This is a genomic window from Rhizobium sp. 01L410 (assembly GCF_056400165.1).
This window is the reverse complement of record NZ_JBFTST010000016.1, coordinates 111208-122953: the sequence shown is the minus strand read 5'-3', so window position 1 is coordinate 122953 and position 11746 is coordinate 111208. Positions and strand designations below refer to the sequence as shown.

Here is an 11746-nt window from a genome sequence, read left to right as displayed (position 1 = left end):
AGGCTTGTTAGGAAGAAGCGGCTGGATAATGCTCCATTCGAAATCAGTCAGGTCGAACCGGCGACGGGTCATCTGAGGCCTCCAAATCAAAGCCTCATTGAATCAAAGCCATGCCCGCGTGTGAACCCCGTTTATGAGTGCAGGGCCTAATAGGATGGCCTTTGCGATCTGAGAGCTTTTGGAGGGGGCAACAACTGCAGCCCCACAATGATAGCCTACCGCGCCACGCCAATTTGTTCCGACTGGCTTGAATTTTTCGCGGAGCTTCAACCCTTTCGCCGCCTGCTCTGCAACTGCAGATGTCGGTTTGAACGTTCCGGGCCTGAGTAACCCTCGATGCTCTGGTAGAGCAGAAAAATGGCGGGCTTTGGCCCGCCATATGCGCTTACATCTCCACTTTGTTGTGGTCACCCAGATAAGGTCTGGTATTGCTAATGGCTGCAGCCGCCATCTTGATATAGCTAATCAAAGTCCCTGGACTATCCCAGTACTCAGCCGAGCTAGGCGTGACCTTCAGGATGCGGATCGACGGATCGTCAGCGCTATCCCACCATGCCTTCGCGGGCGTCGACCACAGGTCATGGATCTTGTCGCGATCGTTCAGCACCCGGGCGACCCCGGAGATAGACACATATTTCTGCCCCTTTGCGTCAGCAAATGCCAAGCAGACATCAGGGTGCTGCTCGACTTCCTCGTCCTTGTGGCTCTCGACATCAGTTAGGAAGTAGAAGGCGTTTTCAACTCGCTCGCCATGGGCTGACATCGGCCTCGCCTTTAAGTCAGCGCCGGATTGTGTCGTCAGCATGCAGAAGCCGATTTTTTCGGCGAGGTCCCATACCTTCTCGTTGTCGTGTTCGATATTCGCCATGCGTGTTTCTCCTAAACGGTCTTAGAAAACGGCCGATACCGGGTGAAGTTCCACACCGTGCGCTTTTGCGTTCATCCGATCGATGCACGATGACGGGCAAGCGATTGAAATGAACACAAGCGCGTCGTAATCGCTATCTGACAAGGCCACCAGGGCGACCTTCTCAAGCGCCTTTTTCAAAAAAAGCCGATCCGAGAATATCGTGGTCTTCGACCACCTTTATCTGCAATGGAACATCCCTGCGGGTTCAACTGTAGCGAACCATGTTCTCTCAAAAAGCGGCTGAAATCCGGCCCGCAATTTATCCTTGGGCGAAGGTTGATACACTCGTAGTCGTCGGCTGGATCATCGCCAGACGACGTACCTCGATCGGCATCGAAGCATGCCTACACATGCCCCAGCGACGCCGAAAACAACTACCATCATGGGCTGAGCAACGCCTATCGCTCGCGTTTTAGCTGTAAGCATTTGATTTTGTTTTACCAAGCTAGTTAGCTAGAGCTTAAGAGGCGACTGCTAAAACTCGCACATGTTCCTCTTGGTACCGTCCGGCATGATAACGACAATCAAGCGCATTCTTTCATGCCGCTCCGGCAATTTCGGGTTGCTCACGGCAGTTCTTTTCATTCCCCTGGTCGGCGCGGCGGGGATGGCTATCGACTTCTCGCATGCGTTGGAAATCCGCACGCAACTCTTTGACGCGGCCGACGCGGCTGCCGTCGGAGCGGTAGCGGAGAAATCCCTGGCGGTCACCCAAGCCATGGCGATGCCGGCTGACGGCTCCATATCGGTTGGCGAAAGCGAAGCACGCAAACTTTTCGCCGGCCAGATGTCTGGGGAGGCTGCTACGCTTCCAATGGATCTGTCTGTGACGGTGACGCGCAATCTGAATAAGGTGACCTCAAACATAGCCTTCAAGACGTCGATACCCACGTCCTTCATGGCCATGTTTGGTAAAACGAGCATCGACATCTCGGGGACCGCTAGCGCGGAATATCAGACGGCATCATTTATGGATTTCTATATCCTTATCGACAACACTCCGTCGATGGGTGTTGGCGCCACCGCGGCTGATGTCGCCAAGATGCAAGCCAACACGACCGACAGCTGCGCATTCGCCTGTCACGATATCGCGAGCGGCAACAAGAGCTATTACAATCTCGCGAAGACACTCGGGGTAACGATGCGTATAGACACTGTTCGCCAGGCGACCCAGCAGTTGACAACAACCGCAAAGAGCACACGCGTTGCCAGTAACCAATTCCGAATGGGTGTCTACACATTTGGCACTAAAGCCGAGGATGCTAAACTCACCACCATTTCGAACCCGACCTACGATCTGGATCAAGTTCGATCCTACACCGATGCTGTTGACCTCATGACTATCCCGAGCCAGGGATACAACAGCGACCAAACTACGAGCTTCGACAGTGCCCTGACGCAGATGAACACGATCATCACGCTCCCGGGGAGCGGGAACACCTCTGCGGACCCCCAGAAGATCCTGTTCTTCGTAGCCGATGGCGTCGGTGACAGCTACAAGCCATCCACTTGCACGAAGAAAACGACCGGTGGCCGCTGCCAGGAACCTATCGATACGAGTTTCTGCGCTCCGTTGAAGGCACGCGGTGTGAAGATCGCCGTCCTCTACACGACCTACTTGCCGCTTCCAAAGAACAGCTGGTACAATACTTGGATTTCCCCCTTCCAAACCCAGATTTCCACCAAGATGGCGGAATGCGCCTCACCCGGACTTTACTTCGAAGTGACGCCGACTGACGGTATCGCGGATGCGATGAAGGCTTTGTTCCTAAGGGTCGTTAAGCAACCGCGTCTGACATCTTAGAAACTACCACACTTCATCGACAAGCCGATGCCGATCCGCCACCGCGCTGCCAGTAGGTAGGAGTGGCAGCGTCAGGCTACGCGCCACATTCCGATGTCCTGCGCTTCAACGGCAGACGCGTACGCTCTCGGTGTGGTACCCGTCGTCATAGCTGTCCGGGACAGACTGGCGCTGATACCAGCACTGTGGCGGCGGCGGTGAATAGTAGCGTGGCACGTCATTATCGATTGCGCTGCCGATGAGGCCACCGACAAGGCCTGCAGCAATACCGCCCGCAATCAGTCCGCCGTAGTCGCGATGGTGATGATGGCGGTGCCGCTCCGGCGGTGGACCTCCCCAATCTCGATCGTCATGCCAGCCCCGCCCGTAGTACTCCTGTGCCCCCGCTGTCCCAGCAGCCAGCGACACGGGAGCGGTTATCGCGGCGAGGAGAAGTGTCGAGACGATAACTTTCCTGAACATTGATCTGCTCTCCATAGACCGGGTCGGACCCAAGCTCAGTGCGATGGTCATTCCGGAATGAATGGCATTATGGCATTATGCGCTGAATGTCGGCTGAACGCCCTGTTAAGAGATCTGTCAGAATGACATCACGACCGCTTCCGAACATCCTAAAATCACGACAGATGGACTTGGCTCACCTGCCTAGGGCCAAGGGTTGTTCGGTCCCGCGACGTTCTCTCACCCCCACAGCTAGGACTTCCGCAAAAGTTCCGCCGTATGGCTTGCAACGATAAAACGTCTTCAGAGCATAGCACCAAGGGAGCGCGGTTTTGCTGCGCAACACTACCGCTTCATGCTAATTTTCGGGCTAGTGCTTTTTTACTTGCTTGCCGGTCGCGAGATAGAAAACACTGATCGAACTCATTGAAATATCTCCGCGTTACGACAGATCTAAACATCAATCTGCAAGTCTGGCCACAGTCGAGATCGCCTCTCCGGATATCCGGTGCCATCACATTTCACATGGTGATGAAGGCAGATATTGAAAATGACGGCCTCCATTTCACTGATCATGCTCAGGATGTTGTGGCCGAGGCTGCAGCCGCGGATGCCATGGAGGATCCGAATCCGGCTCTCTGGCATGCCTTTGCATTTAATGGCCCGGGTGCTGGGTTTGAGCTCTGGGGACTAATCAGGATAATCACCGTTCCGATGGCCATTGGGCGGCAGTGGTTGTACGCGAATTGCTTATGTAGAGATCAGCTGTGGTGTACCAATAGCTCGCGCTAACGCAGCTACCGACGCACCATTAATTCAAAAAGAGAAGTTTGTCCCTCTACTTGATGTGAGTGGAGCGGCCGTGTCAGGGGAGGCGATCTGAGCCAATAGACAAATTCGTCTCCTCGACCACCGGGACTTGGAATGACAAGCAAATCGTGCCAACGCAATGGGCGCTAGACGCCACACAGCCGGTGACGGCTGGCTCGCCTTTAGCCATCGACCAAGGCACACATCCCTGAGGCTCCGGCTATCTGGTCTGGCTGATGGCTGCACCACAGCGAACGTTCGTCATGGAAGGCGTTGAAGGACTGCGCATTTTTAGATATGCGGCAACCCACCTCGTCTTGGTGCACACCGCCGCCCGACTGAAGCCGACAGGTGAGGCTGGTGACAAAGAATTGTTAGCGCTCTGGCATGCGCTCCTTCAGCCGGCAGATGCTAAGTGGTAACATTATAGTCCCAAACCATGTCTCTAACTCGTCCCAAGGCTACCACGTAATCAGTGGTGCCTTGCGCAGCCAGCTGTCTACGGCGAGTTGCTGCACGACGAACTCGGCCACATCGGATCGGGCAATAGTGCCACCATGGATGCCGGACAGGTCGGTCAACGCCTTGATGCCGCCGCGTGCTGGCTTGTCGTTGAGCACCGTCGGCCGAACGATGGTCCAGTCTAGTGTGGTTGCGCGGATCGCATCTTCCTGGCGGTTCTTGTCTTCATAGACCTTGCGCAGCATAAGCGGCAGCAGTAGCCGGTCGAAGAAAAAACCGCCATGACCGCGGCTGTCGCCGGCGCCAAGGCCGGTGATGCACACCAAGCGGCGAATGTTCTGCTTTTCCATAACGTCGACCAGCGCACGTGTCGCCGTCGAAAGCAGGGTCACCTCCTTAAACGGGCTCATGGCGGTGCCCAGCGAGGAAACGACGGCATCGCACCGGGCGATGGCGCGGGTCAGTGCCGCGGGATCACGGGCATCGCCTTCGATCAGTTCGGCACCGGCGAGATCCGCGGCCTTCGCCTTGGAGCGAACGAGGGCAACGACCTCGTATCTTTTTGCGATGGCCGTTCCGACGATCAGTCGGCCTGTGGCGCCGGTTGCGCCTAATACTAGGATTTTCATGTCAGATCTCCGAATTTGTGCTGGGATGCCTCGATGGGGGAATGGTGACGGAAATCATCCACGTCCCTCGCCGATCCACTGTGCCGCGGCCTCGGCCGTGTCTTCAGGACGGGTATTGAAGGCGATTGCCGCCTTCGGTGCGGCGCGGTGGATCGCGTTGACGACCTTCTCGAAGAACGAAAGCCCTTTGGGCGGTAGGCGCAGGCCGCCACCGATCACGACGCAATCGTAATCCACATTTGCCAGTTGCGCCGCCAGTGTTTCGATGCCGCCGTCATCCGGCGCGATCATGCAGATATCGGCATCCCAACCGCGGTCGGTCATGGTCGCCTCGGCAATATCGATGCCTGCCTGGATTTGCTTGGCGTCAAATCCCGGTGGCAGGGAGGGATCGGAAAAGTCGACCGTTTCCGGCTTTTGGCCTACAAACAATACGCGTGTCATGATCAAGCTCCATGGGGTGAGTTAGAGAAGATAGTATCGACGGGGGCGTCGAGCCGCATGATGAGGAAACCAGCGATGGCGTTCAGAGATATCTCGGCTGAACGAAACTGGCCCAGGGAGGATTGGAAGACATGCGGCATGCCCTTCCAAACCGACAGAGTGACCTCTCCGCCTGCCGCTTGCGCCCGCTCGGTGTAGCGGATGGAATCGGAGAATAGCACCTCATCGTCACCGACATCGATGCGAACAGGCGGCAGACCGTCGAGCCTTGCATAGATCGGCGATGCCCCGGGGTTCTTAGCATCCTGGCCTTGAAGATACATATCTGCGAAACCCTGGAGTACGCCGCGCGTAAAGATAGGGTCTGCCTCGGCCCTGGTTTTGAAGCTCTCGCCGGTCAACGCCAGGTCAGTCCACGGCGACATCACTGCTGCGCCGACTGGTAGCACCATGCCCTCGGTCTTGTCAGAGGCGAGGATCGACAGCAGAGCAAGCGCCAGACCGCCGCCGGCCGAGTCGCCCGCAAGCACGATCCGTTCGCCACCCTCGGCGACGAGGCCGCGATGGACGGCAACCGCATCGTTGATGGCGGCCGGAAACGGATGCTCGGGCGCAAGCCGGTAGTCGGGGAGGAAGGCATCGGCGCCAACGCGGGCGGCGATCTGGCTTGCAAAATTGCTCAGCGCCTGAGCCGAGCCGAGCACATAGCCGCCACCGTGGAGATAGAGAATGCGCGTACCTGGCCGTGCGTTTGGCACGCGGAGCCAGAAGCCGGCGATGCCGCCGACTGTCGCGGCCTCTACCCGGACATCTGCCGCAGCAGGTGTTGCGGCAAACATGGCGTCGAACATCGGCCGCGCCTCGGGCCCAAGCGGCTCGCCCTTATGGGCGGAGGCGGCCTGTCGCATTGCCGCGACAGCTGGAGCATCTTCAGGCGCAAGGGGGTGGATCGTCATCATGGCTGGTCTCCTTCGTTCGATTATGGAGTGCGATCCGGGATTATCCCTTCGCCCACTGGGCAGCGGCATCCCTGGCAAAGGCGGAATACGAGCGAGGAGCGCGGCCGAGCAGCTTGCTAAGGCGTGCCAGATCATCAGTTGTCGCCACCGCACCTTCTGTCTGATAGCGGCTGAACATCAGGCGCAGGTCAAGCGCGTGCCAGGCGGGCAGCATGGCCTTTGCGCGCTGCTCCATGGTGACGAGATCGTCGCCGCCGTAACGGATCGTGCGGCCGAGCGCCTCGCTCCAGATGGTGGCGATCCCTTCGCCGGTTAGACTGTCCGGACCGACCAGAGCATAGGTCTCGCGGCCAAGCGGGGTCGGGGCCTGTTCACGGCGGACCAGCTCGATCGCCGCGGCTTCGCCGATGTCGCGGATATCGACCATCGACACGCCATTGCCGCCGATTGGAGAGGCATAGACGCCGGCTTTCAAAAGTCCGTCTTTCTGACGAAGATCGTTCTGGATGAAATAGGCGGGGCGCAGAACCGTCACGGGGAGATCAAGCGCCTCAATCATGCGCTCGACCGTGTACTTGCCGGCAAAATGCGGCACGTCGGCATAGGCGTCGCCGCCGAAGACCGAGAGATAGACGATGCCCTTGACGCCCGCCTCACGGGCGACCGAAATTGTCAACATGGCCTGGGTCAGTTCATCGGCGACATTCGGGGCGAGCACGAACAGCGTGCTGACGCCTTCGAGAGCCGTGCGCACCGAGTCCGGATCGGCGAGATCACCGCGAACTGCCGTCACGCCGGCGGGAAGCTGCGCGGTCTCGGGCGAACGTGTCAGGGCGCGAACATCGACGTCGCGCGTTTGAAGATGGGCCAGGACCTGCGCCCCGATGGTTCCTGTGCTGCCTGTAACGAGAATGCTCATGTCGAAAATCTCCTTGTTCGTCAGGTTGGTGTGCGTTACGTCTATGAAGAAGATAGCCGTTTCATTGCCGTGCAGAAGATGCCAATATCGAGATCCTCTGTCTCGAATACGGAACACGTCTATGGATCTTCAAGCCTTGTCGGACTTCGACCTCGTCGCTACCAACGGCGGGTTCGGCCGCGCCTCTCGCGTTTCCGGTCGCTCCAAAGCCACGCTGTCGCGGCGGGTCGCCGAACTGGAGGAAAGCCTCGGCGTAAGGCTGATCGAGCGCGGGTCGCAGACTTTGCGACTGACGGATGAAGGACGGGCGCTGCATGAGCGCACGCATGGACTGCTGAGTGAAATCGCGGAAGCCGGTGAGGCGGTCGTGCTGGGCGCATCCACCCCGAGGGGCAGGCTACGGGTGAGCGCGCCGGTGGTCTTTGCTCATGTCGCTCTGCCCCGGATCGGCGTGCGGTTCGCCTTGGCCTATCCAGAAGTCCAGCTCGAAATCGTCGCCGAGGACCGCAAGGTCGATCCGGTCGAGGATGGTTACGATCTGATCATCCGGATCGACCCGTCTCCGGACGAACGCCTCGTCGGCCGCCGCTTCCTCAACGATGAACGCCTGATCGTGGCGCCGCACGGCATGCCGCGCCCTGTTGCCGGTGCGGATGGCGAGGAAACTATCGTGAGGGCCGTTCTGCTCTCCGCAACACCGCCCGGGATCCTCTGGCCGATAGGCTCCGAAACAGACGCCGACATCGTCTTGCGGCCGGACCCGGTTCTTCGCCTCTCTTCCTTGCTAATGGTGCGCGATGCCGTGCTGGCGGGTGCCGGTGCTGCTTTGCTGCCCAAACTTCTCGTTGCCGAAGACATCGAAGCCGGAAGGCTTGCCTATTGGGGAACGCGCACCGGGCCGCCTGTGGAGATCTGGGCGCTCCAGAGTTCCCGCCGCCTGATCGGCGCCAAGGTGCGGGCATTTCTCGAGGTGGTCGGGAGCGCATTTCCGGAGAAGATCTTCGTCTGAGCGGCGAAGCGGGTATCGTGTTTCAATCCACTACCGCCAATGCGTCGCGCACGTTGCCGGGACGGACTGACCTGTGAAAAGGGCCGGTTTCAAGTGATAAATCTGGTTGGATGGCGAATCTGCGAGAATTCTCGATCCAAACGGAGGCACAGGTGAAGGTCGAATACTGCCGTGGCCCGACATGTGTGAACCGTAATTTGCCGACAGGTGTCACGCTGTCATCAAGTGCGACTTCGGCAAAAAAGGCAGCCATAAGAAAAAAGCTGCGGCAGCAAGACTCTCAAGTCTCGCCTTCATTTTCAATCGGCTTCAACATCTGCTGAAGCGGCCCTACAAGCGAAATTCGTGAATCAATTTCACTGGAACTAGCGACTCCAGCAATGATGCAATCATAGGTCTCTCTATCGTTCGTCAAAGCAGCTCGGGCAGGATCGCATCACTCATCGAGCGAAGACAAAATCCTCGCGCGCGGCCATGAGTCGTCTTGCCAAGCCGGCGACAATCAGGCAAAGCCTCGCGCCAACCACATTCTCCTGTCTTGAGGGATATCCGTGCAAATACTTGTCCGCGACAACAATGTCGATCAGGCGCTTCGCCTTCTCAAAAAGAAGCTGCAGCGGGAAGGTATCCTTCGCGAAATGCGCCAACGAGAACATTATGAGAAGCCATCGGTCAAGCGCGCCCGTGAAAAGGCGGAAGGTGTCCGTCGCTCGCGCAAGCTCGCCAAGAAAAAGCTGGATCGAGAAATGGGCGTTGTACCAGTGAAGAAGCGGCCTGCTAAATAGTCGCAAGTGCGCTATGTGGAGCGGAATCTACAGGCGCTGATCAGCAAAAATATCAACCTTCCGGCACTGACTTCCAGTAAACCGCGAAGCAGCGCTAGTTTCTACTCGTATATCTCCCGCCTCACCAGATTCTGCCTGGACACACATGGTTTAGGTGACGGGCGGTGTAATGATGCGGTGACCACCCGCAAAACCGCTCGGTCGCTACAGCGCGTTGGAAGACGCGTTAGCCAGCGACTTTGTACCGTCAAGCTGACCATTCGCTGCCTTCAGAGCAAGTAGCGGCTTCGCCGCCGAAGCGGGCTTTGTACTAACCGCGAAACGGGCAGGTATCCGCAAGGGCCTTCCGGCTGCGGTGATCAAGGGCCTGTTTTCGCACGGTCCGCACAATGTCCGAGATTGTCGCGACGCATATCCGCCAACAGGCCGGCTCAAAGAACCGGCCCTGAAGGTCAGACTTCTGTCGGAAGCATCGCTTTGGGCTTATGCGGCTTAACGGCACCTTGCTTCGTATTTGCGGCCGTACTGATCACGATAGATGCAGTAGCCGCGGCGCTCCGTCGACCGTCCTATGAGCGCGCCGGCGACGCCGCCAGCTACAGCACCCACTGCCGCGCCTCCCCAACTGTTGGTGACTGCACCGCCGATGATTGCTCCGGTTCCGGCGCCGATTGCCGTGCCTCTTTCGGTTGGCGTGCACGCTGCGAGCATAGATGCCGATGAAATGGCAATAACAGCCATTGAGATCGCTCTGGACATTCTGAACTCCCCTGTTGCTTCGCCTTTGAAGGAAATCGAAAAGGTCGAAGTTCCTCGAAAAGATTCTCGCTCGGCATTTGTTCCAATTTCATGAGAAATAAAGCGTCATCACCTGCACTTGCGGGTCTGCGAGCGGCCCGCGGCAGCCATAACGGCTGCGGCCTGCAAGCCGTCAGATTGGCAACCGGAACATAGGAGCGGCTCACTGCCATCCTTCTATAAATCTCACTTTCTTATGGGAGCGTTTCTCCAGCAGCTCGCGCGGCTTCTTCCTCCAAGCGGAACAACTTGACCGCCGAACGGTTTGTCAGCTGCAGCGCCTCATCATGCACGCTGCGATCTAGGGCTCCGGTGCGCCTCCCCCAGTTGGCTGCCGGGGCCTTTTCGGATCAAGCTCTCCGTCAGCTATGCGACCCAATCGCCCGCCCTCACGACCATTTGCTCTAACGCGCCTCTGTCACAATCTATATAATGTAAACACCATAGGGCCGTATGTGATGACGTGTCACACTTGGCCATTCGCTCCGGACGGTATCGACCTCAGGACTGACATGGATCCGCAAGGATAACACCGGTTCCCTGAAATTCTGAATCTCGCGCGTCACAACTGCGAATCCGTGAACGCACGCCGTGGCGGCAGTGATCGCATCAGCCTCATTGCGATCAGGATTATATAGGTGGGCACAACGCGTAGCGATAGCACCATCGATCGGTATAACCCGCTCTGAAAATTCCGGGCGAACGCGGCTATCCATCCATGCTCGCAGGCGCGATCCTTTTGCGCCGTTCCCTGGGTGGACGGACAACGGCAACTTTAGCCATGTAACCTATGAAGGCTTGAGAGATTCAGGACAACGCCGTCGTATTCGACATGGCTGAGCAGCCTCCATGACAGAAACGGCCAATTATTCGGTGCAAGTTTTTGCGACCGCGGTAGGTGCGTCCGCCATAGCGAGATAGGCGCCGCTGAGCATCACCGTGATACCAATGATATCTAGCAGTGTAACCTCCTCGGCGAACAATATCGCTGAAAGCGCCACGGCGATAACAGGCGAGACAAACGCATAGCTTCCTGCCCTTGAAGCTCCGACATCCCTTAACAGCCGCATGTAGGTGGTATAACCAATCAGCGAACCAAAGACGACTAGGAAAAGCCAGCTCATCCAGGCGACCGAGCCCCAATCTCCTGAGAGCGCCCCCAATGCACCGGTTTCAAAGATCAGCGCCATGACGACGAGGCCCAGCCCCCCAACAAATGTCGTGATCCCTGCAATCAACAACGCTGGATAGGCGCGCAGGAGCGGGCGGGCGAGGACCGATCCATAGCCGTAGGTGAACGCCGCCGACGCCACCCCCATGCCACCTAACAGATTTGCGCCTGGAAAGGCCTCCGGCTCAGGCAATGCAGCAACTGTCGTGGATGGCCAGAACAGGACGAGTAGGCCGGCAACTCCCAGCCCTAGGGCGATGATGCGCCGTACACTCAGAGCCTCTTCACGAAGAAACAGGGCAAAGCACAGAAGGGCAATTGGCGTAAGTGACATTTCCAAGACCGCTGCAGTGCCTGTATCTATATACTGCATGCCCCAGAACAGTGGCCCGTAGCATAGGGTAATCATAAAGATGCTCACCGCGAAAAGCCGAATAAAGTCCTTGCTCCGGACAAGGGCGCCTTCGCCTTTTGCCAGAGCATAAATGAGGAGCAAACCACCAGCCGCGGTAAAGCGTGTCCCCGCAAACACCAGCGGCGGCACGATCTCGATACCAGCTTTCATACCAATCCAAGTACTCCCCCAAATGAGGCAGAGCATAAGG

At 57.8% G+C, this 11746-nt stretch carries 12 protein-coding genes; 3 read left to right on the top strand and 9 right to left on the bottom strand.

Annotated elements, in window-relative coordinates:
- Positions 1 to 385: 385 nt before the first annotated feature.
- Complete coding sequence (locus AC1DV9_RS26850) at positions 386 to 868, bottom strand: pyridoxamine 5'-phosphate oxidase family protein (RefSeq protein WP_477950764.1); 483 nt, start codon at positions 866 to 868, stop codon at positions 386 to 388.
- A 553-nt stretch (positions 869 to 1421) separates the two neighbouring features.
- Between AC1DV9_RS26850 and AC1DV9_RS26845 the strand changes: the two genes are divergently transcribed.
- Entirely contained in the window at positions 1422 to 2714 is a 1293-nt protein-coding gene (locus AC1DV9_RS26845; protein WP_112390667.1) for a TadE/TadG family type IV pilus assembly protein, read from the top strand.
- 105 nt (positions 2715 to 2819) lie between these two features.
- Here AC1DV9_RS26845 and AC1DV9_RS26840 read toward each other — a convergent pair whose 3' ends face one another.
- The 5 genes from AC1DV9_RS26840 to AC1DV9_RS26820 form a co-directional block, all read right to left on the bottom strand.
- Positions 2820 to 3176: a hypothetical protein gene (locus AC1DV9_RS26840; RefSeq protein ID WP_112390636.1), complete on the bottom strand. Its 357-nt coding sequence runs from the start codon at positions 3174 to 3176 to the stop codon at positions 2820 to 2822.
- 1250 nt (positions 3177 to 4426) lie between these two features.
- On the bottom strand, positions 4427 to 5056 hold the full coding sequence (locus tag AC1DV9_RS26835) for an NAD(P)-dependent oxidoreductase (protein ID WP_477950762.1): 630 nt from the start codon (positions 5054 to 5056) through the stop codon (positions 4427 to 4429).
- A 54-nt stretch (positions 5057 to 5110) separates the two neighbouring features.
- A complete protein-coding gene (locus AC1DV9_RS26830; RefSeq protein WP_477950761.1) occupies positions 5111 to 5500 on the bottom strand; it encodes a hypothetical protein in 390 nt (129 codons plus the stop codon).
- A gap of 2 nt (positions 5501 to 5502) precedes the next feature.
- Positions 5503 to 6459, bottom strand: coding sequence for an alpha/beta hydrolase (locus tag AC1DV9_RS26825; RefSeq protein WP_477950759.1), 957 nt, complete (start codon positions 6457 to 6459; stop codon positions 5503 to 5505).
- Between the two features lie 40 nt (positions 6460 to 6499).
- A complete protein-coding gene (locus AC1DV9_RS26820) occupies positions 6500 to 7378 on the bottom strand; it encodes an NmrA/HSCARG family protein (RefSeq protein WP_477950758.1) in 879 nt (292 codons plus the stop codon).
- Between the two features lie 121 nt (positions 7379 to 7499).
- Here AC1DV9_RS26820 and AC1DV9_RS26815 point away from each other — a divergent pair, with 121 nt between their 5' ends.
- Positions 7500 to 8387, top strand: a complete 888-nt coding sequence (locus AC1DV9_RS26815) for a LysR family transcriptional regulator (RefSeq protein WP_477950757.1) — start codon at positions 7500 to 7502, stop codon at positions 8385 to 8387.
- A 440-nt stretch (positions 8388 to 8827) separates the two neighbouring features.
- Here AC1DV9_RS26815 and AC1DV9_RS26810 read toward each other — a convergent pair whose 3' ends face one another.
- Complete coding sequence (locus tag AC1DV9_RS26810) at positions 8828 to 9043, bottom strand: hypothetical protein (RefSeq protein ID WP_477950774.1); 216 nt, start codon at positions 9041 to 9043, stop codon at positions 8828 to 8830.
- Here AC1DV9_RS26810 and rpsU point away from each other — a divergent pair.
- A complete protein-coding gene (gene rpsU, locus AC1DV9_RS26805) occupies positions 8939 to 9172 on the top strand; it encodes a 30S ribosomal protein S21 (RefSeq protein ID WP_112390644.1) in 234 nt (77 codons plus the stop codon). The genes AC1DV9_RS26810 and rpsU overlap by 105 nt on opposite strands.
- Before the next feature lie 492 nt (positions 9173 to 9664).
- Here the strand turns inward: rpsU and AC1DV9_RS26800 are convergent, their stop codons facing one another.
- A complete protein-coding gene (locus tag AC1DV9_RS26800; protein ID WP_112390668.1) occupies positions 9665 to 9913 on the bottom strand; it encodes a YMGG-like glycine zipper-containing protein in 249 nt (82 codons plus the stop codon).
- Positions 9914 to 10836: 923 nt separating this feature from the next.
- Positions 10837 to 11742: a DMT family transporter gene (locus AC1DV9_RS26795; protein WP_477950772.1), complete on the bottom strand. Its 906-nt coding sequence runs from the start codon at positions 11740 to 11742 to the stop codon at positions 10837 to 10839.
- Positions 11743 to 11746 lie beyond the last annotated feature (4 nt).